Annotated in this window: 20 protein-coding genes and 2 tRNA genes; 15 read left to right on the plus strand and 7 right to left on the minus strand. The window is 49.5% G+C overall.

All coding sequences use genetic code 11. From position 1 onward, the window contains the following. Nucleotides 1-958: 958 nt before the first annotated feature. The 7 genes from LMG33818_RS03245 to ychF all read left to right on the plus strand — a co-directional run bounded on the left by LMG33818_RS03245 (nt 959) and on the right by ychF (nt 8,223). Nucleotides 959-2,776 (plus strand): tetratricopeptide repeat protein, encoded by a 1,818-nt coding sequence (locus tag LMG33818_RS03245; protein WP_442321909.1) that lies wholly within the window; start codon nt 959-961, stop codon nt 2,774-2,776. 8 nt (nt 2,777-2,784) lie between these two features. Further along, nucleotides 2,785-3,429 carry a lipoprotein insertase outer membrane protein LolB gene (gene lolB / locus LMG33818_RS03250; protein WP_442321910.1) on the plus strand — a complete coding sequence of 215 codons (645 nt, stop codon included), beginning with the start codon at nt 2,785-2,787 and terminating at the stop codon, nt 3,427-3,429. Between the two features lie 263 nt (nt 3,430-3,692). Next, nucleotides 3,693-3,767 (plus strand) — tRNA-Gln (locus LMG33818_RS03255). A 393-nt stretch (nt 3,768-4,160) separates the two neighbouring features. After that, on the plus strand, nt 4,161-5,102 hold the full coding sequence (locus tag LMG33818_RS03260; RefSeq protein ID WP_442321911.1) for a ribose-phosphate pyrophosphokinase: 942 nt from the start codon (nt 4,161-4,163) through the stop codon (nt 5,100-5,102). A 150-nt stretch (nt 5,103-5,252) separates the two neighbouring features. After that, nucleotides 5,253-5,933 (plus strand): 50S ribosomal protein L25/general stress protein Ctc, encoded by a 681-nt coding sequence (locus tag LMG33818_RS03265; protein ID WP_442321912.1) that lies wholly within the window; start codon nt 5,253-5,255, stop codon nt 5,931-5,933. Nucleotides 5,934-6,216: 283 nt separating this feature from the next. Further along, nucleotides 6,217-6,804, plus strand: coding sequence for an aminoacyl-tRNA hydrolase (gene pth, locus LMG33818_RS03270; RefSeq protein WP_442321913.1), 588 nt, complete (start codon nt 6,217-6,219; stop codon nt 6,802-6,804). Between the two features lie 324 nt (nt 6,805-7,128). Beyond that, complete coding sequence (gene ychF / locus LMG33818_RS03275; RefSeq protein ID WP_442321914.1) at nt 7,129-8,223, plus strand: redox-regulated ATPase YchF; 1,095 nt, start codon at nt 7,129-7,131, stop codon at nt 8,221-8,223. A gap of 282 nt (nt 8,224-8,505) precedes the next feature. On the opposite strand, the gene LMG33818_RS03280 is transcribed toward ychF, so the two are convergent. After that, nucleotides 8,506-9,705 (minus strand): sugar transporter, encoded by a 1,200-nt coding sequence (locus tag LMG33818_RS03280; RefSeq protein WP_442321915.1) that lies wholly within the window; start codon nt 9,703-9,705, stop codon nt 8,506-8,508. Between the two features lie 783 nt (nt 9,706-10,488). On the opposite strand from LMG33818_RS03280, the gene LMG33818_RS03285 reads away from it, so the two are divergent. Next, nucleotides 10,489-12,096 carry an inorganic phosphate transporter gene (locus tag LMG33818_RS03285; protein WP_442321916.1) on the plus strand — a complete coding sequence of 536 codons (1,608 nt, stop codon included), beginning with the start codon at nt 10,489-10,491 and terminating at the stop codon, nt 12,094-12,096. Between the two features lie 280 nt (nt 12,097-12,376). Further along, a tRNA-Met gene (locus tag LMG33818_RS03290) sits at nt 12,377-12,453 on the plus strand. 376 nt (nt 12,454-12,829) lie between these two features. On the opposite strand, the gene LMG33818_RS03295 is transcribed toward LMG33818_RS03290, so the two are convergent. Next, nucleotides 12,830-14,158, minus strand: a complete 1,329-nt coding sequence (locus LMG33818_RS03295) for a M18 family aminopeptidase (protein WP_442321917.1) — start codon at nt 14,156-14,158, stop codon at nt 12,830-12,832. 507 nt (nt 14,159-14,665) lie between these two features. Here LMG33818_RS03295 and LMG33818_RS03300 point away from each other — a divergent pair. Next, entirely contained in the window at nt 14,666-16,774 is a 2,109-nt protein-coding gene (locus LMG33818_RS03300) for a carboxy terminal-processing peptidase (protein WP_442321918.1), read from the plus strand. 401 nt (nt 16,775-17,175) lie between these two features. Here the strand turns inward: LMG33818_RS03300 and LMG33818_RS03305 are convergent, their stop codons facing one another. Further along, on the minus strand, nt 17,176-17,400 hold the full coding sequence (locus LMG33818_RS03305) for a hypothetical protein (protein ID WP_442321919.1): 225 nt from the start codon (nt 17,398-17,400) through the stop codon (nt 17,176-17,178). A 1,195-nt stretch (nt 17,401-18,595) separates the two neighbouring features. On the opposite strand from LMG33818_RS03305, the gene LMG33818_RS03310 reads away from it, so the two are divergent. The 3 genes from LMG33818_RS03310 (at nt 18,596) to LMG33818_RS03320 (ending at nt 20,944) form a co-directional block, all read left to right on the plus strand. Continuing rightward, nucleotides 18,596-18,844, plus strand: coding sequence for a GlsB/YeaQ/YmgE family stress response membrane protein (locus LMG33818_RS03310; protein ID WP_442321920.1), 249 nt, complete (start codon nt 18,596-18,598; stop codon nt 18,842-18,844). Nucleotides 18,845-19,261: 417 nt separating this feature from the next. After that, nucleotides 19,262-19,918 carry an OmpW/AlkL family protein gene (locus LMG33818_RS03315; protein ID WP_442321921.1) on the plus strand — a complete coding sequence of 219 codons (657 nt, stop codon included), beginning with the start codon at nt 19,262-19,264 and terminating at the stop codon, nt 19,916-19,918. 249 nt (nt 19,919-20,167) lie between these two features. Then, on the plus strand, nt 20,168-20,944 hold the full coding sequence (locus tag LMG33818_RS03320; protein WP_442321922.1) for a glycerophosphoryl diester phosphodiesterase: 777 nt from the start codon (nt 20,168-20,170) through the stop codon (nt 20,942-20,944). 231 nt (nt 20,945-21,175) lie between these two features. On the opposite strand, the gene LMG33818_RS03325 is transcribed toward LMG33818_RS03320, so the two are convergent. Further along, nucleotides 21,176-21,535 (minus strand): YqcC family protein, encoded by a 360-nt coding sequence (locus LMG33818_RS03325; protein ID WP_442321923.1) that lies wholly within the window; start codon nt 21,533-21,535, stop codon nt 21,176-21,178. A gap of 682 nt (nt 21,536-22,217) precedes the next feature. Between LMG33818_RS03325 and LMG33818_RS03330 the strand changes: the two genes are divergently transcribed. Then, nucleotides 22,218-23,267 (plus strand): DUF3549 family protein, encoded by a 1,050-nt coding sequence (locus LMG33818_RS03330; protein ID WP_442321924.1) that lies wholly within the window; start codon nt 22,218-22,220, stop codon nt 23,265-23,267. Between the two features lie 185 nt (nt 23,268-23,452). After that, a complete protein-coding gene (locus LMG33818_RS03335; protein WP_442321925.1) occupies nt 23,453-23,947 on the plus strand; it encodes a hypothetical protein in 495 nt (164 codons plus the stop codon). 74 nt (nt 23,948-24,021) lie between these two features. Here the strand turns inward: LMG33818_RS03335 and LMG33818_RS03340 are convergent, their stop codons facing one another. Genes LMG33818_RS03340 through LMG33818_RS03350 form a run of 3 tightly spaced genes read right to left on the minus strand, consistent with a single transcriptional unit; the run spans nt 24,022 to nt 26,600 of the window. Then, on the minus strand, nt 24,022-24,720 hold the full coding sequence (locus LMG33818_RS03340; protein ID WP_442321926.1) for a SanA/YdcF family protein: 699 nt from the start codon (nt 24,718-24,720) through the stop codon (nt 24,022-24,024). Nucleotides 24,721-24,775: 55 nt separating this feature from the next. Further along, the gene (gene sufT, locus LMG33818_RS03345; RefSeq protein WP_442321927.1) at nt 24,776-25,342 is read right to left on the minus strand and encodes a putative Fe-S cluster assembly protein SufT; all 567 of its coding nucleotides are present in this window, start codon (nt 25,340-25,342) and stop codon (nt 24,776-24,778) included. Nucleotide 25,343: 1 nt separating this feature from the next. Further along, nucleotides 25,344-26,600: an aminotransferase class V-fold PLP-dependent enzyme gene (locus LMG33818_RS03350; RefSeq protein ID WP_442321928.1), complete on the minus strand. Its 1,257-nt coding sequence runs from the start codon at nt 26,598-26,600 to the stop codon at nt 25,344-25,346. Nucleotides 26,601-26,690 lie beyond the last annotated feature (90 nt).

Here is a 26,690-nt window from a genome sequence, read left to right on the forward strand (position 1 = left end):
AAACAACAGCCACGTATCATGCCAAAGCCGCGGAACAGAGCAGCATCTAAACGGGTCTGAATGAGCGTCCCCCGAATCTCGTTGCATCAACCCTGTCTTTGATGCGCATGCCCATCATAAAAATGACGATAGGAGGATTCACGAATGGCGACGTCATTAAAGGTAGTGATATTAATGGAAACGTGCAGCTCACCTGCACTTATGGATTAACTCAATGGTAGCACAATTCAGGACTGACCGACCAATCAAAAACCCGCAAAGGCGGGCCAAAAGACACGTCATGCGACAATCGACCACGCCGTTACAAGCGTTCAACCAGTAATAAAAACAGCATGGAAAGGAATAAATTCAGTGCCTTTTCAGCGAGTTGCAGAACGCCATTCATTATACAAAGATAATCAAACAGCTAATCGTCGATAAAAAAAAACTATCAATCACTTTGAAAAGATATAACAAATACGCAATTTCAACGATAGCACCCCACAACCCAGAGACATCAGGTATATTGGAAGCTATCACAACCGTACGGTAAAAAAGCCAGGATTTGATATTGAGCAAGAAAAGCGGAATCGCCACATTCTGCTATTGAAGCCTGTTTTTCTACGTCAGGGGGCAGTAGTTGTTTCCAATGAGTGTCTTTCATAACAACTTACCTGTTGAAAAAACCGCGGTTTTTTACATTTCGCACGCATGCTTAAGACGTCTACACATTGCCAAACCACATAACAGTATGTGACATGAGAGCATCGACTGCTCTCAGACTGTCGTGAGATCGGAGTCATTATAGAGACACCCAGCCCGCCAGAATGGGAACTCTGGGGCGTTTCTGGACTCTGATATAAACAATCAATGGCTCGCCGCGGCTAGCCCTACAATCAATCCAGTGATCTATCTGACCAGCTAGCAGCCTGGCAGAGCTGATTTCTTTCAGGAACAACCGTTTTTATAAGGCGTGTCCATGAAATTTCGCAGGCTCTCTTCATTACTTGTTGCTCTCCCCCTTTCAGCAGGGGTGCTGTCCAGCGGCATAACGTCACTCGCTTATGCAGATACCAACGCCAAAACAGCGACCAGCCCTTACTCCAACGACCTGAGCCGTGTTGAAAATCTTGGGCCACAAACTGTCACAAGTCTGCTTCAAGCACAGGCATTGCTGGCATCCGGCCAAAATGCCGCCGCCGCCATTCGTTACCTGAGCGCTGCAAAACAGTCTGGTAGTCTGCTATTACTGAATCAGGCAGCCGAGGCACTGGGCTCCGCCAACGCGCCGCGGGTTAGCCAGGCCATTGCCCTCGAATGGCTGAAAAGTCATCCTGCGATTAATCTTGAAAAGCATCCTCCTTCTCCTGCAATGGCCACGGTCCTGATGAACCATTTCGCCTATCAGCAGCAGTGGAATCAGGCACTCGATATTGGCTTATGGCTGGATGAACAAGGCCAGACACCTGAATTGGCTCGTCTGATAAGCCAGGCACTGGATGCCAATGCCAATCTTACGCCACTGGCTCAACAGCTAAGCCACTACACAAAACAGCATCCGAATCGTTTCCAACCCACGTTGGCAAGCGCCATTGTGACCATGGGTGAAAATCACCCCCAAACAGCCTTGACCAATATCCACAAAATTGAAGAAAAATGGCCTAAAGAGGCCGCCACCTGGTTGGTCGAGAGCCAAATACAGTTGGCTCTTCAACAGCCCGAAAAGGCGTTGATTGCCATCCAGCACGCGCACGAATTGGCACCGGACCAACCCAGATATATCTTTGCCATCGTCCAGCTTCAGCTTGACTTGAAGCAGAATGACAATGCTTTCAAAAGTGCGCAGGAACTGCTTGCTTCAACGAATAATCCACCCTCACTCAGAATCCAACTGGGGCAACTCTTTCTGGAAGCGCAACAGCCCGCTCTCGCTGAACAGTTATTGACGCCCAACCTGAAATCCAGCAACGTACCCGCTGGTGTTATTGCCAGAACACACCTGTTGATGGGGGCTGCTGCCGAACAGCGGCAACAATGGAAGACCGCTGTTTCCAGCTATACGTCTATCCCTCAGAATAGCTCTGATTTCATGCCTTCGCGCATACGAGCAACGGAATTATTGGTAGCGCATCAAAGCGAACAAGCGGCCGTTAGCTATCTGGCGGACCAACGAGCTCACTACCCAAACCAACGTGGCCCGCTCACCGTACTCAGCATTAGCCTTCTCGATGACCTGCAGGAAAGTGCACAGGCTACCCAGTTGCTGGACCAGCAAATTCAAGCCATGGCACCCCACAATGACAATCTGCTCATGCTACGCGCACAACGCAACATTCAGCAGAAACGCCCTGCGGCAGTAGAACGCGATTTAAAAATATTGTTGTCACGCCACCCCAATAGTGCAGAGGTACTGAATACCTATGGCTATACACTCACTCTTTTTACACACCGCTATCCCGAAGCGCTGTCAATGTTAACCAAAGCCAATCAGGTCGCACCCAACAATGCGGCCATTATGGATAGCCTGGCTTGGACTTATGCCAAAATGAACCAGCCTCACCAGGCCTTGCATTGGGAATTGCTGGCCTATAAACAGGATCAGGAAGACGAAATTGCTTCGCATCTCATCTCGATCCTGCTGATGCTGGGGCAAAAACAGGAAGCCCAGAAAGTGGCCACGAGGGGCATGACGCAACTCGCCAGCCATCCGGAACTTAGCCAGTTGATACAGCAAAATCCGTGGCTTGTTTCCGCTCAATCCTCTTCATCGCTCGCAAAAGGAGCTGTCACGCGATGACACACACCATGACAACTTGCAGCCATCCGCTTCGCCGGTACAGTCTGCGCATTTATACACTTCTCGCGATCGTAACGTTTTCACTGTTGGCGGGATGCGCCGTTTCCCCTCCTACACCTTCCATTGCACGACAGCACGGTATGTGGAAACAGCAACAGGCTCGCCTTGAGCGCCTACAGCAGTGGGAAATCAACGGCAAAATCGGTTTTCGTTCACCCCAACAAAGCCGTAGCGCCAATCTTGACTGGACCCAAAATCGCCAACACTATCTGATCATGGTTTCAGGCCCCTTTGGCGTGGGCCGTAATACATTGGTCGGCCAGCCGGGAAATGTCTCTCTACAGAATAGCAACGGCACATTCAATGCACCGACAGCTGAAGACCTGATGGAACAGCAATTGGGTTGGTCACTTCCCGTGTCCGCGTTGAATAGCTGGATCAAGGGTGAAGCAACCCCGGATTCCCCCAGTCACTTTACCCATGACCGGCTCGGTTTCCCCCAAACGTTGCAACAGAATGGCTGGACCATCCATTATGAGCAATGGAGCTACGCCGGCACCTATTGGTTACCCGGACGCTTGAAGCTGACATATGGTGATATCACCGTCATTTTTGTCATCACCCAATGGCAGCCCAATCACACGAGTAGCTGACCACTCAACACGAGGACTTGACCCGCTTTCCAATACTCCGTATAGTACGCGCCGAGTCAAGGGCAACCAACCTTGCTCTCCGGCGCTTCCACCTTTTGCTGACTACCGCAGGAGTTGGGCTTTTGTACATGCTCGGTCATTCCGGTATATCCTGTTAACAGGTATATCTCCTACTGACAGAGCCTGAACATGGCAAAGGTTAGGCAGGTGGGTCGGTTGTTGTAGCCAAGTCGATATTATTGTTTTTATATCGATGATCATGTTGGGGTATCGCCAAGTGGTAAGGCACCGGTTTCTGGTACCGGCATTCCCAGGTTCGAATCCTGGTACCCCAGCCATTTAATCAAGATCATCGCCGAATAATGTATCTATCCACTGGCCTCAACAGTATACATATCCACTCTTCTTCCCTACCCTTCGTTCCGTTCTTCTGAAACATCGATTGCTGAACAGCCAATACAAACATGCCGGCAGAAGCAAAACCGTTGCTTTACTCCCATCGAACGGCGATTTACTCATCCATATTGCCATCGATGTTGATATAATTTTTGGCATCGTGATCATTGGTCTTTTCCAAAAGTGGTAACGCACTGTCATAGTGGCGCCCCGGGAAATCCAACGGGTATGTTCCTTGCAGGCAAGGCCCCTGATAGAAGCAAACCCCAAAGCACGATGCCTGATCGTTTCAGCATGCAACAAGACTCTTTCCAGCATTAAAAGGTAGCTGTGTCGTGTCCAAATTAATGGTTTTCGCTGGTAATGCTCACCCCGAATTGGCTCGCAAGGTCGCAGAGGCCCTGGATAATCGCCTTGGCCATGCCACTGTAGGTCAATTCAGCGATGGTGAGATCACTGTAGAGATCAATGAAAACGTCCGCGGCAAGGATGTCTTCATTCTCCAGTCCACCTGCGAACCCACCAATGACAATCTGATGGAGCTCATCCTGATGGTAGATGCACTGCGTCGTGCGTCTGCCACGCGTATTACTGCCGTAGTACCCTATTTCGGCTATGCACGTCAGGATCGCCGTATCCGTTCCGCTCGTGTACCGATTTCAGCGAGGGTTGTCTCGGACATGATGGTAAAAGCCGGTGTGGACCGTGTAATGACAATGGACCTTCATGCCGACCAGATTCAGGGCTTCTTTGATGTCCCGGTGGACAACGTTTACGGCTCCCCCATTCTGTTGGATGATATTGAGCGTCAGAATTACGACGATGTTATTGTTGTCTCCCCTGACATCGGCGGTGTGGTTCGTGCCCGTGCAGTCGCCAAGCAGCTGGATGTCGAACTGGCGATCATCGACAAGCGTCGCCCGCGCGCCAATACCGCACAGGTAATGCACATCATCGGTGAGGTGAAGGATCGCACCTGTATTCTGGTCGATGACATGGTGGATACGGCGGGTACCTTGTGCAAGGCCGCTGAAGCACTGAAAAAACATGGGGCGGCACGGGTAGTTGCCTACGCCACACACCCCATTCTGTCAGGCCCTGCGGTCGACAATATCAATGATTCCGTACTGGATGAACTGGTCATTACAGATACCATTCCCCTGTCGGAAGCAGCCAGCCAATCTGGCAAGATTCGCCAGTTGACAGTCGCTGGCCTGATTGCTGAAGCAATTCGCCGCGTCAGCAATGAAGAATCTGTTAGCGCGATGTTCCACTGAGGTTTCCCAGTGGCGCATCCTGCGACAGTCATACGAAGTTCACGAACTTCGTTTTCTGGCGGAAAGGATACGATCTGGTCGCGGTTTGTATCCTGAAGTACTCCGCTTTACTTAACGAATGCACGCTAAAGTGCACATAAAGGAATTAACATGAAGCACGATTATACTCTTTCTGCAATTGTGCGTACGGAGCTGGGGAAAGGTGCGAGCCGCCGCCTGCGCCGTGCGAACGAACGTGTTGCTGGTATCATTTATGGTGGTGATGCCGAGCCTCTCCCCATCGCTATCGACAAGCCTGCATTCTACAAGGCGATCAGCGATGATGCTTTCTTCTCTTCCGTCGTGAAACTCGACATCGAAGGTGGAAAGGTTGAGCAGGTTATCATCCGTGATCTTCAGCGCCATCCTTTCAAGGAGCTGATCACTCACGCTGACTTCCAACGCATCAATGCGAACGAAGAAATCACCCTGAACATTCAGCTGCACTTCAACAATGCAGAAGAAGCCAAAGGTGTTAAAGACGAAGGCGGTATCCTCAACGTTCTGTTGAACGAAGTGGAAATCAGCGCGCTGCCGAAAGATCTGCCTGAATACCTCGAGCTCGACGTTGCTGAGCTGGGTCTGGGTGAGTCTCTGCACTTGTCTGACATCAAAGTACCCGCTGGCGTTACACTGACTGCTCTGGCACACGTCGAAGATGACGAAGATGCTGACGCAGCGGTTGTCACCGTTTCTCATCCGACAGTTGAATCCGAGTCTGACGAAGACGAAGAAGCAGCGGACGATGAAGCGGCCTCTGACGAAGGCGAAAGCAAAGACGAAGAAGAGTAATTCGTCTTTATGGCCCCCCGAGCGTCCAGGATGCTCGGGGGGTTATTTTATGGTAGAAACACAAGCGGAGACCGGGTATTTCAAGACAGGTCTTCAGGCGGGTGCGTCATTCCATCCAAGTGTATGCAACCAAACGGATATCCTTTTGATTAGGTGTCCCCGAAATCATCCGATAACATGGGACTTGGCATCGCCTGAAACAAAATCTCGTGTATTCATGCTTTGTCACACTTGCTCCCCTTTTCAGCCCCATCCTTCCGAATTTTCATTATGGTGTTAACCCATGTCCTCTTCCATTAAAGCCATTGTTGGACTGGCCAACCCCGGTAGCGAGTACGCAGAGACTCGACACAATGCGGGCGCATGGTTCGTAGAAGAACTCTCTCGGCGCAATAATCAGCCCTTGCGTGCAGAGAAAAAATTCCTCGGTGAATACGCCAAAGTACATCTCGGCGGCCGGGACATTCATCTACTGATACCCACTACGTTCATGAATAGAAGTGGTCAGGCCGTTGCTGCGCTGGCACGTTTTTATAAACTGGCCCCAGAAGAAATTCTGGTTGCGCATGATGAACTGGATATCGCACCCGGGGAAATTCGCTTCAAAAAGAGCGGCGGTCACGGTGGACATAATGGATTACGTGACATCATCAGTGCACTGGGTAATAACCGTGATTTTTATCGTTTGCGGGTAGGCATTGGGCACCCGGGTGACGCTGCCAAGGTTGTCAACTATGTGCTGGGGACTCCCGGCAAGTCAGATCGAATTGCAATTGATAACGCGATAGCTGCCGCTCTAGATGACCTACCCCTGGCTCTTGATGGAGAATGGAACAAGGCAATGAGCCATCTACATAGCCTCCATTTCTGATATATAAACGTCCGCAATCTGCACAGCGCCCTCATGATCGGTTAGACTATGCCGAATCAGAGTCATGTGTACAAAAGCTGGCGATACTCAGTGGCTATCGTTATGGCAACAGTTCTCGCCAAGGCGATGAGGTATAAACCAAGCAGCACACTCCATGTGCTTACCGCCAAGAGCCACGCTCAGTCTACATGGCAATCATTCATGACAAGATGAGTCTCCACTTGGGGTGTTTTTCAGTATGCGGGCCCTTACAATGCCAGTGCTTGCTCAAACACACTCTTACAGGAGCCTCCTCCCTCATCCTTAAGGTTTCAGGACAACACTATGGGCTTTAATTGCGGCATTGTCGGTTTGCCGAACGTGGGTAAATCAACGCTATTCAATGCACTGACAAAATCAGGCATCGATGCAGAAAACTTTCCCTTCTGCACCATCGAACCCAATACAGGTATTGTACCAATGCCTGATCCCCGTCTGGATGCGTTGTCCGAGATTGTCAAACCGCAAAGAGTCGTCCCCACCACGATGGAGTTCGTGGATATTGCAGGCCTTGTGGCGGGTGCCTCCAAGGGGGAAGGGTTGGGTAACCAGTTTCTCGCGAATATCCGTGAGACAGACGCAATCGCCCATGTGGTACGTTGTTTCGATGATGAGAATGTGATCCATGTCGCCAATCAGGTTGACCCTCAGGCCGATATCGAAACCATCAATATCGAATTGGCGCTTGCTGATCTGGACAGTGTTGATCGTGGCATCCAACGTTTGACGCGCGTTGCCAAGGGCGGCGATAAAGAAGCTATCGCAACCAAAGCGGTATTGGAAAAAATTCAGCCTCACTTGGCAGAAGGGAATCCACTTCGTTCCTTCGGGCTGGATGATGATGAAAAAGTATTGTTGCGTGGCTATGGTTTCCTAACGCTGAAACCCACCATGTATATTGCCAATGTCGATGAAGATGGCTTCGAAAACAATCCTTATCTGGATATCGTTCGCAAGATTGCCGAACAGGAAAACGCCGTTGTCGTCGTTGTCTGCAACAAACTGGAAGCTGAAATTGCCGAACTGGATGATGGCGAAGAAAAAGCCATGTTTCTGGAAGAGCTGGGGATGAAAGAACCGGGGCTTGATCGTGTCATCCGCGCCGGTTATTCACTGCTTGGCCTGCAAACCTATTTTACAGCCGGTGTACAGGAAGTCAGAGCCTGGACAACCCCTGTCGGGGCCACGGCACCGCAGGCAGCAGGCGTTATTCATACCGATTTCGAAAAGGGCTTTATTCGTGCCGAGGTGATCAGCTACGAAGACTTTATCACCTACAAGGGCGAAGCAGGTGCCAAGGACGCAGGCAAATGGAGACTCGAAGGCAAGAGCTACATTGTTCAGGATGGTGATGTTGTTCACTTCCGCTTCAATGTATAGCGCCCTTTCAAAAGGCGCCTGTGAGACTGCTTCTTGAGTAATGACTCAGCGCTTGGGTAGAAACAAGCGCTGGTTAGCTTCGCAAAGCACGAGCAAACCATAAAGAGAGGGGCTGACGGTCATGACACCATCAGCCCCTCTCTTTATCATGTATCATTCAGACCCTTCCATGGCCATGACATGGGCACCAGGCGGGCTTCATCACATTGAAGTCACAAGAACAATCCGGCATCCAGCCGCCCCACATGCTTCGGCTTCCCAGAATGATCAAGAGCCGTGCCATCAGGCCCCATTATGCCGGATTCGCTTACTCATCAAGGAACGCCCTGCAACGGCGCCATAAAGCAAAGTACCGACCAGAGCCAAACCACCGCCGTAAATACCCACAAGGCTCAACTGTTGATGGCTGATGACGATACTGCCCAACAGGGCCCCTCCTCCAATACCCACGTTGTAAAGGCTGGAATAAACGGCCATCCCCACATCCGTTGCATCGCTTGCCTGTTCCAGGATACGTGCCTGCAGACTTAACCCAAGGCACATGATGGAAGCCCCCCAGATCGCCACCAATACCATGAGCATTTCATGACTGTGTGCAACTGGCAGTAGCAGAAAAAGACAAAGGGTCATGACAGCTACAGTCGCGAACATAAAGGTCCTGGGGAATTTCCCCCCCAAGCGACTGAACAGCAACGAGCCCACGATTCCAGTAATACCAAATGCCAACAATAGTCCTGTGACCATCATGCTGGAAAGGTGCGCCACTTCTATAGAGAATGGATCAATATAGCTATACGCCATGAAATGACCGGTGACCATCAGTAGCGTCAGGGCATAGAAAGTGAGCAGCAAAGGTCGCTTCAACAACGTGGGAAGGCTGGAAAATGACCCTGCGTTCTCGCTGGGCAACAAGGGCAGTGAACGCCCAAGCACCAGCAGTATCATGGTAGCCGCCATGGCGACCAATGAGAAAGTAAGCCGCCACCCAAACGCGTTACCGATAATGCGACCCAGTGGGACACCCAGTACCATTGCCAGCACCGTTCCTGTCGCCAGAAGCGCAAGCGATTTGTGCTCTTTCCCCGGCGGGCCAATACGCACCGCTAACGATGCCGTGATGGACCAGAAAATCGAGTGCGCCAATGCAATACCGATACGACTGACGACCAGTACGGGGTAACTCCAGCTCACTGAAGAGAGAATATGGCTGATAATAAAGATGACAAATACCACACTGAGCAGGCGTCGACGCTCCATCTTGCGAGTAAGCAACATGGCAGGTAGAGAAAACACCGCGACTACCCAGGCATATATAGTCAGCATCAACCCGATTTCATGCACAGGAAGATTAAAGCTGATACTGATGTCATTCAGCAATCCTACCGGCATGAATTCGGTAGTATTGAAAATAAAGGCAGCCAGCGCCAACAAACCAACACGCAGCCAGGCCTGCCGATTCGAATAGGAGGTCGATGAGGTCATTCCATATTCCACTATCGTTATGGTGAGATTGGAAACCATGCCCAATCAGGCGGGATAACAGGCGATATACTGTTTTAACCAAGGCACTGTGTTAATCAATGCACTGTTTTGGCCAATACACTATTTTAACCGATACACTACTTTAACCATTACACTACTCAAACAGTACGATGTTCAAACAGTACATTGTTCCAGGTTCCAGACGTACAAGGCTTCAGCCAGTAATATTGCTGACCGAACAGTTATCCACATTATGAAGAAGGAACGGCCATACCGACACAAGCCTTTGCATCGATATATGACCGAACGAGTATGGGCGTAACCACAAGGCATATTGCCCATGAAACGCCGCGGCGGATTATTACACCAAGTTGCGTTTTCATCTATAGCCTTATGTATAATAATTGTGTCCAAACCACGCAAAGAAAGAGACGAGGCAATTTTCCAGGCCAAAAAGGCAGGTCAACGGTATATGTGTCAGCTATACGCCATAAAGTAGGCATTTCTTTTTGCGATCCTTTGTACATTTTTCGTGCTATCCGATTTCACATACCTCCCTTCAAAAAGACGGCTGGCCTCTGTATTCCGGGGCTTTTCTCACGTGGTTTTTCCAGTTATAAAGTGCTCTTGAAATTGATGTACCTATTCTTCGCTGATTGATAGCCGTTTCAGGAAGAGCAGATTTATGGCAATATGACACAAATTGTCACATTACTGTCATCTTGAAGTAATACGCTTGCCGCGCACCTTGAATCACATGTTGTCCGCTCGGAATCCTTGCTTATGTCCATGCCTCCCCCTCCGGAACCCTCTGTCAACGTCACAGAAGTAGCACAGCGTTCCAAGAGAGGCTTCTCGAAACTGCCCACGGCCCTGCTTATGGGGGGCATGATACTGGCAGGCCTTTGTTATATATTTTATTGCCTGGGTATTGATCTCGATGGTATTCCTGCCATTCCCTGGATCACCCTGTGCGCTGCACTTCTGATCGCCTTTGGCTTCGAATTTGCCAACGGATTTCATGATACTGCCAATGCAGTCGCCACCGTCATTTACACCCGTTCCATGCCACCGCAGGCAGCAGTGCTCTGGTCTGGACTCTTTAACTTTTTCGGTGCTCTGGTGGCAACTGGAACTGTCGCCTACGGTATTATTGCGCTATTGCCTGTCGAACTGATTACCCAGGTCGGTACCGGTGCCGGCCTTGCCATGGTTTTTGCGCTATTACTGGCTGCCATCAGTTGGAATATCGGTACCTGGTATTTTGGCTTGCCCAATTCCAGTTCTCACACCCTGGTTGGCTCCATACTCGGAGTGGGACTTGCCAATAATTTTCTGGAAACCGGGCGTGCTTCCATCCATGGTATCGATTGGGGCCAGGCTGAAAAGATCGGTTTGTCGCTGCTCTTCTCCCCTATCATCGGATTTATTGCCGCTGCCCTGTTGTTGATTGTCATGAAAGTCTTCATCCGGGCGCCTTCACTGAACAAGGTGGCGCAGCCTGATGAGAAACCACCCGGCTATATTCGGGGTCTCCTGATACTGACATGTACAGGGGTCAGTTTTGCCCACGGGTCGAATGACGGGCAAAAAGGGATGGGGCTCATCATGTTGATTCTAATTGGACTGGTACCGGCTGCCTTTTCCCTGAACCCGGATTCCCACACTCAGGATCTTGTCGAACTCCAACAGGCATCCAACCACGTTGCACAGATGCTGGAACAGTATCCATACCCACCCACCACTATCGATTCACCTCAGAAAGTGGTTACAGAGACGATTAAAAACCATAGCTGGGATATACAGGCCACACCTGCACTGGCCGAGTACCTGCGTAGTACAAGTGATGAGCTGGCCCGTTATCATAGCTTTAGTGAAATTCCCCACGAGGAAGTCGCTCAGATCCGTACACGCTTGTATCTTACGGGAGAGGCCCTTCATCTGATCGAAGAAGGCCGTGTGCTTGCCATTTCGCCACAGGACCGGCAAGCCGTGGATGCCTACCAGGCAGCCGTCAATCGGAGCACCCAATACATTCCTTCATGGGTAAAAGTGGCGGTTGCACTGGCTCTGGGGCTCGGTACCATGGTTGGCTGGAAACGGGTCGTGACAACCATTGGTGAGAAAATCGGCAAAGACAATCTGAATTATGGACAAGGGGTCGCTGCGCAAACGGTGACCATGGCCACCATCGGAGCGGCTGATCACCTTGGGCTCCCTGCCTCTACGACCCATGTACTTTCATCCGCTATTGCGGGGTCCATGTCCGCCAATGGTTCCGGCCTGCAATGGGCAACCATTCGCAATATGATACTGGCATGGATCATGACGCTACCCGCTACAATACTCCTCTCCTTTATCCTCTTTATTATTTTGCGTATGGTGTTCTAGATATCTTTGCAGGCCTACAGCATCTAACTATCCTGTTTGATCCTATCCGATCAGAGAAAAAGCTCGGTATATTTGCCGAGCTTTTTAACGATCAATGAGAGTATTTTATCGACCGGAAAGAAACATCATTCTTCTTATCGATCAATTTTGCCAGCTTCCTTTCGCAAGCAACCCTATATAGCGGGCGCGTAGAAATAGCAGCAACTCGATGATTTTTCGTCTTTTATATTTTTATGGTTGACATTTTCAGCATGATCAGTAAGATACGCACCCATCGAAGGGCTACGTAGCTCAGCTGGTTAGAGCACATCACTCATAATGATGGGGTCCCCTGTTCAAATCAGGGCGTAGCCACCACTTCGATCCCACCTGTTGTTCTACAATGCCTCTCTGCAACTATTCCTATTCCTATTCCTCTGTTTTCAACTACTCTTATTCTACTTATCGATATCCATACCCTGGATACAGTATACCTTTACGTGGATGTCCAGATTGAATACGAACTACCGGTGAGGCCGCCGATATTTTGCCTTCGACCGTCTGATGATTTTTGAATAATCCACGAACAGAAGGCGTACCAGAACCTTGACCGATACGCCCAATGCCTTTCAGCCGTTATCTTTCATGAGATATTGCTCAACCGCTCTCTTTCTGCCAGTCGATATCTTTCACAATACCGGGTTGGAAACTGACATTTTAGTAGCCGTATCATCAGACTTCCCTTATACGTTACCTACTGAATATCCTCACGATTACAGAAGCCTACCAAGGCCTTGATCATGAACTCAGGGTCCTTGCTCCCCGCTGTTTCACGAATAGAGTGCATGGCCCACTGAGCCAAACCGATATCCAGTGTGGGAATACCCAACTGTGTTGCCGTAATAGGCCCAATGGTACTGCCACAACCCATATCCGAACGCGTGACGAAGTCCTGTACGGGGACATCATTCTGCTGACAGATATCACGGAATAGTGCGGCGGTTTGGCTGCTGGTGGCATAACGTTGGTTAGCATTGGTCTTGATAACCGGCCCACCATTCAAGCGAGGCCCGTGGGACGCATCATGCTTGTCGGCAAAATTGGGATGTAACGCATGCGCATTGTCACAAGAAATGAGGCGCGAATGTTGTATCAGGCGTACTCGCGTCTCTTCAGCACCATTGGCCTGAGCAGCTCGCTGTGCGCCCACGCCTTTCTGTTCACTCAAACGGGCAAGCACGTCCGCAAGGAAAGTACCCTGTGCACCACTGACACTCGCGCTACCGACTTCCTCATGGTCATTGGCTACAAGCATGGTTCCCTGCGTGCCATCAGCCTCCAGGAGCGCTTCAAGCGCACAAAAGCAGGACAACAGGTTATCCAGACGCGCGCTGCTGTAGAGTTCTTCCCTGAAACCGATCAATGCTGCTTGCTGGGTATCATAAAAGCCCAACTCGAAATCCAGTACATCCCCTTCCGTTGCACCATACTGTTGTTCAATCAAGGTTTTGATGAAGGTATGGACATCCTCCCCCACCTCTTCTTCAATAGAGGCCAGAATAGGCGCCATTTGGGTCTGAGGGTTGATCTTGCGCCCACTATTCGCTTCCCTGTCCATGTGAATGGCCAGGTTGGGAATCACCGCTATGGGACGTTTGGTATCGATCAACAGAGATTCGATACGCCCGTTTCGGCGCAAATGCACACGGCCAGCCAACCCGAGATCACGATCAAACCAGGGGTTTAACAGCGCGCCACCATATACCTGGATACCCAATTGCCACCAATCACGCGAATTGATCAATGCATTGGGCTTCAGGCGCAACTGTGGGGAGTCCGTATGGGCACCCATCATGCGGAAATCCGTCAGATCCTTCATCGGCAGGCGGAAAGCAATCAAGGCGCCATCGCCACGTGTGACATAATAGCTCTCGCCCGCTGAAAGTGACCACGACTCCCCTTCATTCAAGCGAGTAAAACCGTTCTCACTCAGCCGTTGGGCCATTACCTCCACGGCATGCCAGGGGGTGGGAGAAGCATTCAGGAAAGAAAAGAGGCGATGTAATACTGCTGAGGAAGACATAAAGTTCTCTCGTTTTTGCCTATGAAGTGGTTTATAGATTGGCAGCAATAAAGATGAATAACGAAAAGGGAACCATGAAGAAGGAGTGAATCTCCACTGGCGATATACTTTTTATTGGAAAAGATGTTTGAAAACATTGTTTCCCAACGTATCTTTTGACTATCATGGTTATCAAATGACTTGGCATGTTAAACAAGAATTCATGAGAACAGTCCCTGCCCAGACAAATTTCAGCCTTGGCAACGCTCATGTAAACGTCGCCATCTTCAATATCGCGCACCATGAAAAAAAGACGCCTTTAAGGTAGTGTCAATCTTCTTCCAGCAACCTTCAATGCTATTGCCTGCATGTATTATGCCGACAAAAAAGGCATATGACGATTGACTATACACCTTAAAGGCCTGTTAAACTGCTGGAAACCCGTTGATGGATAGTCTATGGCATGACGACATGCACAGGGCTGTTTTTCTGAACTTTCAAGATTAATAAAATCGGGAGTCATCCTTGATGAGGCCGTTTATTACTGCTTCAAGTGCTATTGCTCTGGCCTTGTGCACTACTTTAGCTACCCCTGCGCTGGCCACAGTCACCCCCAATGCAGACGATTCGCTAGCCTCTCAGGAAGTGACTCAATCCATTCGCCTGGGCAGTTATGTTCATATCAATTTTGACAAGGCATGGTCCAACAAGGCCTTCGATCTATTGGTCAAATCGCTTGATCCGCAGCATCTTTATCTGACGGCAGCAGACGTAGGCAAATATCAGTGGCTCAGAAACAACTTTGCACAAGTTGTTTCCTCTGGGCAGCTTACCAGTCCCTATAACTTCTATAACCTGTTCCAGTCGAGGGTACAGGAACGTTTGGAGTGGTTGATCACTCAACTGCAAAAACCGGAACCCTTCAACTTCAATACAGATGAACGGCTGCCAATCAAAAATGCAGTTCCCAGCTGGGCATCCAGCTTCGATAGCCTGAACGACATCTGGCAAAAACGTTTGTTGAATGCCGCGCTGATTCAGAAAATAACTGAACCCAAGCTGACGGACAAAGAGATCAAGACCCGACTGATCCAGCGTTTCAAGGAACAGCTCAATCTCCTGAAGCAAACCAACACGGATGATGTGTTGAGCCTGATCATGGGCGCTGAAACCAATGCGGTTGATCCCCATACAGCTTATATGTCACCCGAAGACAGTGAATCCTTCGATATCCAGATGCGTTTGTCGCTGGATGGCATCGGTGCAGTGCTACAGGCACAGGATGAATACGTCAAGGTAGCCTCCCTCGTACCTGGCGGCCCTGCGGCCCGCAGTGGCAAGATCCACGTGGGCGACAAAATCATCGCTGTCGGCCAGGGGGATAGCGGACCCCTCAAAAGCATTGCCGGAATGCGAATTGATGACGTAGTCAAATTCGTACGCGGCAAGAAAGGCACCGACGTTCGCTTGCAAATCATCCCGGCTCATTCCGTCGATCCGAGCCAGACTCGCACGATCACGATTACGCGTGAACAGGTAAAACTGGAAGATCAGGCTGCCAAGGGCCGTGTTGTTGACATTGATCACAATGGTCAGAAAGAACGCGTCGGTGTGATCACCATTCCTGCCTTCTACCTCGACTTCGCTGGCTATGAATCAGGAGCAGCCAACTATCGTAGTTCTACCCGTGACGTTGCAGAGCAGATTGAAAAGCTGAAAAAACAGAATATTCAGGGTCTAATTCTGGATATTCGTAACAATGGCGGGGGTGCTCTTCAGGAAGCAATTTCCATGATTGGCCTGTTCGTCGATCAAGGCCCTGCGGTACAGGTAAGAGATGCACGCGGCCATGTATCGATCTACGGTAATGATCACCCCAGCATGGTATGGAGCGGTCCGTTGGCAGTAATGGTCAACCGCCTTTCCGCTTCCGCTTCTGAAATCTTTGCTGGCGCAATTCAGGATTATGGACGCGGCCTGATTCTTGGCTCACGCTCCTTCGGTAAAGGCTCGGTTCAAACCGTGAGTGATCTGACACATGGTGAACTACGCCTGACACGCGCCAAGTTCTACCGTATCTCTGGCGGCAGTACACAGGATCATGGTGTAACACCGGATATCAGCTACCCCTCTTTCTATAATGACAAGGAAATAGGTGAAAGTTCTCTTCCGAATGCAATGCCCTGGGATACCATCCCTGCTGCCCAGCATCGCATGTACGGTGATCCAAAGGCTTATTTGCCTGAATTGCAGAAACTCCATAATCAACGTATCAATCGCGAGCCCAATTTCCTCTATCTGACACAGGAAGTCGAGCTGATCAATCGTCTGGATAAACAGGATACGTCTGTCAGTCTGAATATTGATCAACGTCGCAAAGAGATGCGTCAGCAAAATGATGCTCAACTTCAACTTGAGAATGCACGTCGCAAGGCACTGCATCTGAAACCGCTGAAAGAAGGCACCAATGACTTCGATGCCCTCGACAGCATAGGGTCTGACGATGCCAATTCACCTATTAATCAGGCTGAAGTGGATGAGAGTGCTCAAATCCTTGCCGATTATGCACAACTCACTGCCGCCCAGAATCAGGTCTCACAAAACGAAGCGAATAGTTCAGGCTCAGATACCCACTAAGCCAATTGAACGCTTGCTGGCCTCCCCCCCCTGTACAACCGGGGGGACAGAAAAAGCCTCTGGCCCCTTCCCTGTATGGATCGCCAGCAGGCTTTTTTACGTTTGAAACCTTACTATGGGGAACAGCGCGAAGTCTCGATATGTCACCTGTTCAGGCAGGTGACACAGGGGACAGGCAGGAGAAGAACAATGCCAACTCAACGAAGCGCCAGCCGAGGAAAACGACAAGCCCTAAAGGAAATTCACATGACAAGCGCTGAGGTGTAATGGGGGCGAAAAAAAATAGTACTCAGTAATGAAAGTCCTGCATTAATAACGCAGGGCTAGAAAGTACCCACATCAAAAAATAAATCGTTAAACCCACTTCGAACAGGCAGATTCAATACTTGTTACGCGACTTGCTACACAGATAGCATAGTATCACTGGCAAATTTTTGTATGCAGAGCAGAATGTCCACGACATCCTGTCGCTCCAGACCATACTCATTAATGAGTATATCCAGCCGCTTTTTGAAGCCTTCATCCTTTTTTAATGACGCAGTAGTATCCAAACCACGAAGCATCTCGCCCAACTGGGCCTCAAGCGCCCATTTGTCCTTGATCGAAAGAGAACTTTCACGAGGCATACATTATTATTCCATCAAATAAATTTATTTACTTTTTTGTAACGAATAACTATGAAATCAGACATGCTATTCAATAGCCAAATTTCATATTACTTATATTTAATTACGACTATTTACTTACTAACGCTATTTATACGCTATTACTTTAGGATCATTCAGACAAGCTACCAAACTTCCAGACAATATTCATATAATTGACTCTGAAATGAATACCAGACCATAAGAATACGAGCAGGTACTGGTTGCCAACTTCTGGTTATAACTTTGATCATTCACACATTCATTGAGGACACATGTATTAACGATGCCAAAGGCTACGTTGTATATCCTCAGGCATTGACGCTGATACATTACCATGAAGCTGGACATTAACTGGCCTAAAGTACACAGGAAGAGGAACGAAAAACATGTTCCGATTCACCTGATCAGCGCGACTCATACGACAGTCCATAACAAAGGCAACGAAGAATACTATTTATCATAATACTATTCATCACAATATTATTCATCACATATATGTGAAAAACTAAAAAACTGATTGGCTATCAAACTCATCATATCCGATGTACAGATACTTTTTACCAATACCAATTAAACTTCAGGGCAAATATATACAACATTCAGATTAGCACGCTATACATATACGACTGATTATACATGGTAGGCCATTTCTATTGCATGAGAGTAGAAAACCGACACTCCGCCACAACTGGGCTCTACAGGTAGCCAATAAAATGGGGCCCATACAATAGATGTGGGCGCTTCCGAATAACGATCATCGAAGAAACAGCCCATGACCCCCTGTAATCCTTTGTGGAGGATACGCTTCATCGCGTCAAGGTGCCAGCTCTTTTGGTTGATACATGCAATTATTCATTTTTAAAACAGATCATCACCCTACACAGGAATGAGAGCCACCTCTTTTCGACTCATTATAAACCTGTAAATGTGAAGGTACATGGCCTAAACCAGCGAGTGCGAGCGTTCACGCACATTTGTTCCATAAATCATGCTGTCTTTCAACAAGTTAAAGTTATCTTAACGCGCTTAAGGCACATACAAACCGTGATTCTGTTACGGTTGGTTACCCAATAGCATAAAATAACCCATAAAGACTATTCTTTCATTGGGCAAAAATATACTACAATCAAGGGGTAATAACGAATCACTCAATTAAAGAGTCAAGGAGCACATCATGGGAATCCTTTCATGGATTATTTTCGGCCTCATCGCAGGTGTAATTGCCAAGTGGATCATGCCTGGCAATGACGGCGGTGGTTTTATCGTGACTATCATCCTCGGTATCGTAGGGGCTGTTGTCGGTGGTTTCATCGGTCGTTTGATCGGTTTTGGTTCTGTAACCGGTTTCAACTTCGGTAGCTTCGTCATCGCAATCATCGGTGCTTTGGTAGTTCTGTTCATCTACCGCAAAATCACCAGCTGATTCTCGTTGAAATGAACGAGTAGTTGACTTGAAAACCCTGTCTTCGGATAGGGTTTTCTTTTATCCCCCTCATGAAATTATATTCAACGTACTATATTCAACGTGCAACGAATCAACCGCCAACGTTTCCCTCTGTCATCTTTTACTGCGCTCACCCTTGAACTTTTCTCGATATCTCCGTGATACCCCCTATCACTTTTCATCAGGCTTTTGGAAACCATAAAGCATTGTATGCCTCGAGTGTATTACAAGAGGTTCACCCTGTTTTCGCATACAACTTTTGGAGAATGCGGCAACCTGCCACATCGTCAAATAACCACACATACTTTAAGGTTAATACCATGAAGTTTTTCAAGGGAAGGCTTCTCGACGCCTGACGTCTATCACACTGGATCGAAAATAGCGGACAATTTCGTCATGAAACTAAAAACATTAGGTCTTTCTCTCGCTACCGTTGCCTGCTCGCTGGCCTCCGTTAATGCTTTTGCCTATGGCGCCGGTGATTTTTGGGTGCGTGGCGGTCTTACCTATGTTCACCCCATGGGTGGTCATACCAATCTGAATGGTAAATTGACCGGCGCACGCATTCAGCGCCCTCAAAACGACCATGGCTTCGGTTTTACCCTGGGCTATCGAGTGACCAACCAAATCGGCGTCGAGTTGTTGGCCGCTCCCAGCAGTTTCAAAAGCGATTACAACGTAAAAATTGGCGCTACTAAAGTAACGCACGGCAGCACTCGCGTTCTTCCACCGACCCTCACCGCACAGTATTACCCGTTAGGCGGTACTGATTCACAGGTACAGCCATACGTGGGTGCAGGTGCCACTTATAGCATCTATTCCAGCACTCACCTCGCCGGGGGCTATAGCGCACATCTGAAAAACACATGGGGATGGGCAGCACAAGCCGGGGTGGATTACATGTTGACCAAACACTTGGGGGTTAACGCAGCCATCTGGTATCTGGACAGCAAACCGGACCTGCGCGTCAATCAGGATGGCGCCTCCTTGACCAGTAAACGACTGAAGGTTAACCCCATTGTCTTCATGACAGGTCTGACCTGGCGCTTCTAAACTGACCGTATAATAGTTATTCATCATTCCAGAACCGTATGACTCATCGGATATGGGCAGAGAGGTTGAAACCGCTCTGCCCTTTTTGAATTGAAGTCTTGCGACAGCCCTCAAACATGAAGAGCATGCAAAAACTCTTCCTGACTCTGCAACAAAATCACTAACACGAGGCCTTTTTTGTTGCTAGGCTAGAGAGGCACAATCCCTATGCATCAATGTATCCCACTCCTCCAATGAAAGGACTGTGTTGTGTCGGTACACGAACCCACTCTTAATATACCCGCCTTGAACCAAACCGTTTTCGCACATCGCGGTTTGCCTACTCGCGCTCCTGAAAATACATTAGCTGCCTTCCAGTCAACAGTTCAAGCCGGCGGTAAATGGATAGAAACAGATGTTGATATCATCGCCGACGGTACACCAATCATCATTCATGACTCAACGCTTGACCGTACAACGAATCGCAAAGGTTCTTTCTACCCCCTTCAGCAAGCCGATCTAGACTCTATCGATGCAGGCCGCTGGTTTGACGAAACATTTGCGGATGAACGTATCCCTACCCTGCATCAGCTGATTGACTTCATTAACGAACATGAGCTGAATCTTAATCTGGAGATCAAGCAAAACGAGCAGGGTGCCAGGCAAACCATCCGGTTGATCAACACAATCATTAAAGAACTTGGTCGCCTTTCACCGCAGTGCCAGGTGATCGTCTCCTCATTCTCGCAACCCATTCTGATGGCATTTCATGAAAGAGCCCCTGCGTATGCCATAGGCGTCCTCTTTGAAACGGCAACACTACAAAGTGACTGGTTGACCGTATTGGAGCTTTGCGGGGCGACCTTTGCACATGTCGAGAATGATGGGCTGACACACCAAACTGTCGCGAAATTATCCGCTGCCGGTTATGGTGTCAATGTGTGGACGGTCAATGATATTGATCGGGCAAAAGAGTTGTTTTCGTGGGGGTGCACTGGCGTGTTCACGGATATTGTCGATAAAATGACAACCGTACTGAACAACTGATTTTAACACGATGAAGGGGAGCGTTGCCGCATAAAACACAATGTTCCGAAAGGTGAATGAGCAGGGTTGTACCAAAGCAAGAACCAAACAGCAGTCTCTCAGGAAGCCACTGACACCGTGGCCAGCTATTTCTTCATATTGCTATACTGCCTGATTTAATGAAGAGGGCTAGTGTTGCCCTCCTCTTGGTGGATAGCAATCCAGACGTTGCTTGCTGGAAGCCGACAAGGATCAGTGTAACGCTTTCGGATCCTGCTGTTGACCACCCTCAGTACTGAGCAATTCATCTATTTCCTGAAGTACCATCAATACAGGCAATTTCGCCCCTTCTGACATATCAGGCAAATAGACCTGGGCAGCAGGCGTCACACTGCAGTTTGATGGTAACGGCCTGTTTTCACCCAATAGGGTGCGAAGCTGTGGCACAAAAATGTAACGCAACCATTCAGCCATATTCATCGAGTCCAGTGCAAAAGGCTCAAGACTTTCGAAGGCCTTGTCATCAGGGCGTGGAAGGCTCCATATCCCTGCTGCTCGCATCGCCGCCTCAAGACGACTGAGGGCATCGCTGAGTTCTGTCTGTTGTGACATAAAACGCTCCTTACGGATTTCAGCCCTTTGGCTAAAAACAATTAAAAAAACGGACTCACCTGCCGATAAACATTCATGGCTGAAACAGCCTGAGGGCGTAACACGCTGGCTACAATGAGAATTGGACAATCGTGGAATCTGCTCAATACAGAACTATACGGTTACTTCTGGCTGTTATTCACTCAACATGACAAAGCAACTCGAATGATAGGCAAGCGATAAATAGACCCGTTATGGTAACAAAGCCGAGCGTGGTTACAAAGGTGTCCTCGTAACGGTAAATGCCGCCGCTATGCTTTCATACGCACACTGGCATAGGGAGAGACATAAGTATAGGTCTAGACATAATGACAGGTGCATAGGCCACCGATGACTGGTGTATCAGCGCTTCCAAGCACCCGGCACTGTGATGCACCTATATAAAGGCATCCACCTGAAAAAGAGTGACTGTGATGTGGACATCTTTGCAAGCATTCACAAAAACACGGGAAAGTATTGTGGACAAGATTGGGATAACCGGCGAAAACCCGCATAAATAGAGGCGTCACGTAGACTGGTCAAAAATCAGCCAACATCGTTGATTGCCTCTCTCCGGTTTTATCGTCACACTTGTCTCTTTCCACACGACAGGCTCCGGCCCCACGGGCTCTGATAACTTACACGTCATGAACAGGCAAGCGGTATGAATGACTCCCCTTCAACGTCTACCTCGATCCAAACGTCGATCCCCGGCACGTTAAGCGATTTCTTCGAACAGGCTCAGCTTGATTACAGTATTTATAATATCGGGCGCCGTGTTGCCGCCGTAAGCAAGCATGACTTCCGTACTTTCGAAGAGATCAAAAGCCCGTGGGCAACACCAGTAAAAGCGACAGCTCGGTTGGCACTCATGTTGCGTGCAAAAGCTCAGCCGGCCGAAGAAGCGGTAATTTGGTGTATTGCACTGCCTCTTGATGAACAGGGGTTACTGATTCCCAATGCCCGGGACACCTTCCTCCACCGCCTGCTGGAACAGCTTGGTACACGTCCGCAGGGGGAGGCCTTGCAAGATCCCTTGAAGGATAATCCGCTTGCCTTCAGGCCTGACAACTATGCCCTTGCGGCCCTTCATGCGCTTGCCTCACGTGACAACGGCCTGCCTGAGAGCAAAGGGATGGCAATGGCGCGTGCCTATTATTCAGGTGACGGAAATACCAATGGACAGCCCATTGACTGGGCTTCGCTGGATTATCAAAGCGTGGCCGACCTGTGTCTGGCGCTCACGCCTGCGCTTGAAGAGCGAATCGCCAAACAACTGCCAATGCTACCTGATGCTCCCCTGGAAGCCCTGTGCCGCATGTTGGAACACTTCCCCACTAACAATGAACCTTTGCAAAAAGCACTGTTGGCCCGCGGTAAACATGAAGAACACCAACGCATCAATGTGCTACGTGCCATACTGTCTGGACAAAGTGAGATAGCCGCTAACACTTTGGATCACCTGTTGAATGAGACGCTTTCGGTAGAAGAGCTCGCTGTCATCAGTGCAAAGGGCTGGCAATTACTGGAACATGAAGAGCGCCTCTCGGCATACCTGAATGCGCTGGCAGTAACCCCTTCTATCGATTTCATTGCCTGCATCAAGGATCTTGCACAACTGGCACGCCTACGCTTGCCCGTCATCATGATGTTGCAACAGGCTTCGGATGGGAGTGTACTAAAAAATCGATTACAGGCATCTCTTGGTCAGTAATGCTGATGGCGCATGAATGTGGTTCGCTCGTTTATATTCCAATGGGGCTAAAGGCAACACACAGGAAGACATGTGCAAACAAGAGAGCATGCGCGTGGTTTTCGTAGCAAACGTGTTGGTAGCAAACAAGGCGGATAGTTAATAAATAGTCCGGGCAGCAAATGAAGTAATTCGCACGAAAATACATGAACGTTTGGGAGGGAGGTGCCATGTTTCTGGATAATAGGCAAGTGGCAATAGACAGCGCCCTCAAAGCGCTGGCAGAGAGCCTCGACTTTTTCTACGACAATACAAGCCGCTTACAAGCCTCCATCAGAGAAGAACTAACACCCCTTTATGAAGAGCGACGGGAGAAGGTCTTCGAACTTGAGCGGCTGTGTCGCGAACAGCTCAAGATGCTGCCCCATGACATGGACATTGAACGCGACGACTACCGGTGGTTGTGGAGTCGCCTGAAAGTGGTGGTATCAGGGAGCTATCGTTGGGTATTGAACGGACTTTATGACAGGGAACGCGCGGTACTGATCGCTTTGGCAAAAGGAATGAGCCACCCGCTGCCTGAAGCGATTGATAGCTTGCTGATTACCCTTTTTAAGCAATCTCATGGCTTGCTACGTTCACTTTATGAAGCGCAACGTGAATTCACCGCGTCTCAGCGCCAGGTAAAGGCTAGTAAATAGCTCATTCCACACACATCCCTACACGCTGGGACATGGCATGGCGTATAAAAAATATTATCCTGCTTTTGACTGGCTCACGGGTATTGCGTGATATTGGAGTGCGCCGGTAGGGGTTCCGGTTCACCCATGATACGCGCTTTCTTGTGGCGAATATAAAGATCGAATACTGCTAACGCGCGGGCAAACCATTCCCTCATATCCATGGCGTGATCACGTCCGGTAATGGGCGGATTGGCAGCACAGCCATAGGCATCGATACCTTCAGCACGCGCAATAAACAAGGCACGCGGCAGGTGCCAACGCTGTGTTACCAGTGCCGCATGCGTGATGCCAAAGATATGACGAGCGCGATAAAGTGTATCCAGTGTGCTCAGGCCGGCATAATCCAGTGTCAGCCTGTCCTTCGGTACATGGCGTGCCTGGAGATCCCGCCACATGGTAATGGGCTCATTGTAGTACATGGTGCGGTTATCCCCTGAAAGCAGGAGATTGGAGACACGCCCTAGCCGATAAAGCTCTGCCGCAGTATCCATACGTGCATTGTAATAAGGGTTGGCTGCCCCACTTCTGAGGCGGAATGAGGTACCGAAGACAATACCAATATTGGTACTCGGACACATGGCCGCATTGTCATGAATACGCCCTTTGGTACTTTGCAGTACCCACACATTGGCACCTATGAAGGTTAACATGAATGCCAATGTCAACGTCAGAATACCGGCAAGACACCATAGAGTCGCCCTTTTCAGACCCGACAGGGTTACTTTATGCATCGCTGGGAACAACTCCTGCGCAGAGCGGCTTCATGGGAAAAGACGTGCAAGAATGCTAGAACATGCCCAACTCAAGGCGTGCTTCATCACTCATCATATCGCGTGACCAGGGGGGATCAAAGACGATTTCAACATGAACACGCGAGACCTGCTCTGCCCCTTGAATCTTGTGTTTTGCATCAGCGGCGATGACATCCCCCATTCCACACCCCGGCGCGGTAAGCGTCATGCGGACGTTGACCATCGTTTCACCCGTGATCAGTGTATCCAGTCGGACACCATAGACGAGCCCAAGTTCAACAATATTGACCGCAATTTCAGGATCAAAACAGGTACGTAGACAGTCCCAGACGAAGGCCTCCAACGCATCATGGCTGGAACCGGCGGGTAGTATTTGGCGCGGTACTGTATCAAGCCCAAGGGCATCCAGTTGATCACCTTCAACCAGATAAAGTCGCCCTTCCGCCGCAATACTGACCGAACTGCCACGTGCCTGCATGATCTCCACAGGCGCACCCGCCGAAAGCTCGATTGTTTTACCGAAAGGCACCGAAATGACGGGCACATCACGTGATAACGCCAATTTTTGCCCCTTGCGCAGGGAATCGACACTGCCACTCATGTCAGGATCTCACCATCGCCACAACGCGTTTCAGAGCCTCTGCGAACACCTCGACTTCTTCCAGCGTATTATAAAGCGCAAAAGAGGCACGACAGCTCGCCTCAAGCCCAAAATGTTTCAGTACCGGTTGAGCACAGTGGTGCCCCGTACGAATTGCCACACCAAACTGGTCGATTAACAGACCGATATCCTGCGAATGCACACCGTCGATCACAAAGGAAGCCACCCCTGTCTTGCCCGGTGCTGTCCCGATAATACGTGCACCGTCAATCGATTCGATCGCGTCTGTCGCTTGAGTGAGTAGAGTATGTTCCCACGCGGCGACCTGCTGAATGGGGAGCTGCTCAAACCAGCGTAGGGCCGCCCCGAAAGCAATCGCTTCAGCAATTGCAGGGGTCCCCGCCTCGAACTTGTGTGGTGGTTCGGCGTAAGTCGTCCCATGGTCAAAGCTGACCTGCTGAATCATCTCGCCGCCGCCCTGCCATGGCGGCATGGCCTCCAATAATTCCAGACGACCATACAAGGCACCAATCCCCGTTGGGCCATACACTTTGTGCGCTGACATGGCGAGAAAATCGATATCCAGCGCCTGTACATCCACCTTTTGGTGAGGTGTGCTTTGTGCGGCATCAACCAGTATTTTTGCCCCCTGCGCATGGGCCAGACGAGCAATTTCAGCAACCGGATTGACAGTCCCCAACGTATTGGACACATGCGCCACGGCCACGAGCGCCGTCCGTTCTGATAACAATGACTGATACGCAGCCATATCCAGTTCACCGTTATCCTTTACCGGAATGACCTTGAGAACCAGATCACGCTCGGCGGCCAGCATCTGCCACGGCACGATATTGGAGTGATGTTCCATCAACGAAACAATGATCTCGTCACCGGGTTGGAGAAACTGGCGCCCATAGGTTTGGGCCACCAGATTAATGGCCTCGGTCGTCCCACGGGTGAAAACAATTTCACGCTTGTCAGCCGCATTCAGGAAATGCTGCACAGCCTCACGACTGCTCTCGAAAGCAGCTGTCGCCTCATCGGCCAGGCAGTGAAGTCCGCGGTGAATATTGGCGTTCAGACGATGGTAATAGTCATTGAATACATTGACCACGGTATCAGGCGTCTGACTGGTCGCTGCATTATCGAAATACACCAATGGGCGCCCTTCATGCACACGACGTTCCAGAATGGGAAATTCTTCCCGGATCCTGGTCGGATCGAATGTGGTAGAAGTATCGGTCGCAGTCTGTGTCATCACTTAATCCTTACCCGGGTCAACATCAGCAATTATCAAAAGCAGGTTATCATTATCTGGGTATTATCGCCGCCAACCCATCAGGAAAAA

The sequence above is a fragment of the Cernens ardua genome, assembly GCF_051251085.1.
Classification (GTDB): Bacteria; Pseudomonadota; Gammaproteobacteria; order Pseudomonadales; family Halomonadaceae; genus Cernens; species Cernens ardua.

What these genes read in the sequence shown, in the direction of transcription:
- LMG33818_RS03295 (WP_442321917.1), bottom strand. Translation starts at nt 14,158, where the DNA reads ATGTCTTCCTCAGCAGTATTACATCGCCTCTTTTCTTTCCTGAATGCT.
- LMG33818_RS03335 (WP_442321925.1), top strand. Translation starts at nt 23,453, where the DNA reads ATGAACGTTTGGGAGGGAGGTGCCATGTTTCTGGATAATAGGCAAGTG.
- sufT (WP_442321927.1), bottom strand. Translation starts at nt 25,342, where the DNA reads ATGAGTGGCAGTGTCGATTCCCTGCGCAAGGGGCAAAAATTGGCGTTA.
- LMG33818_RS03305 (WP_442321919.1), bottom strand. Translation starts at nt 17,400, where the DNA reads ATGCCTCGTGAAAGTTCTCTTTCGATCAAGGACAAATGGGCGCTTGAG.
- LMG33818_RS03340 (WP_442321926.1), bottom strand. Translation starts at nt 24,720, where the DNA reads ATGCATAAAGTAACCCTGTCGGGTCTGAAAAGGGCGACTCTATGGTGT.
- LMG33818_RS03280 (WP_442321915.1), bottom strand. Translation starts at nt 9,705, where the DNA reads ATGACCTCATCGACCTCCTATTCGAATCGGCAGGCCTGGCTGCGTGTT.
- LMG33818_RS03300 (WP_442321918.1), top strand. Translation starts at nt 14,666, where the DNA reads ATGAGGCCGTTTATTACTGCTTCAAGTGCTATTGCTCTGGCCTTGTGC.
- lolB (WP_442321910.1), top strand. Translation starts at nt 2,785, where the DNA reads ATGACAACTTGCAGCCATCCGCTTCGCCGGTACAGTCTGCGCATTTAT.
- pth (WP_442321913.1), top strand. Translation starts at nt 6,217, where the DNA reads ATGTCCTCTTCCATTAAAGCCATTGTTGGACTGGCCAACCCCGGTAGC.
- LMG33818_RS03350 (WP_442321928.1), bottom strand. Translation starts at nt 26,600, where the DNA reads ATGACACAGACTGCGACCGATACTTCTACCACATTCGATCCGACCAGG.
- ychF (WP_442321914.1), top strand. Translation starts at nt 7,129, where the DNA reads ATGGGCTTTAATTGCGGCATTGTCGGTTTGCCGAACGTGGGTAAATCA.
- LMG33818_RS03265 (WP_442321912.1), top strand. Translation starts at nt 5,253, where the DNA reads ATGAAGCACGATTATACTCTTTCTGCAATTGTGCGTACGGAGCTGGGG.
- LMG33818_RS03310 (WP_442321920.1), top strand. Translation starts at nt 18,596, where the DNA reads ATGGGAATCCTTTCATGGATTATTTTCGGCCTCATCGCAGGTGTAATT.
- LMG33818_RS03315 (WP_442321921.1), top strand. Translation starts at nt 19,262, where the DNA reads ATGAAACTAAAAACATTAGGTCTTTCTCTCGCTACCGTTGCCTGCTCG.
- LMG33818_RS03325 (WP_442321923.1), bottom strand. Translation starts at nt 21,535, where the DNA reads ATGTCACAACAGACAGAACTCAGCGATGCCCTCAGTCGTCTTGAGGCG.
- LMG33818_RS03330 (WP_442321924.1), top strand. Translation starts at nt 22,218, where the DNA reads ATGAATGACTCCCCTTCAACGTCTACCTCGATCCAAACGTCGATCCCC.
- LMG33818_RS03245 (WP_442321909.1), top strand. Translation starts at nt 959, where the DNA reads ATGAAATTTCGCAGGCTCTCTTCATTACTTGTTGCTCTCCCCCTTTCA.
- LMG33818_RS03285 (WP_442321916.1), top strand. Translation starts at nt 10,489, where the DNA reads ATGTCCATGCCTCCCCCTCCGGAACCCTCTGTCAACGTCACAGAAGTA.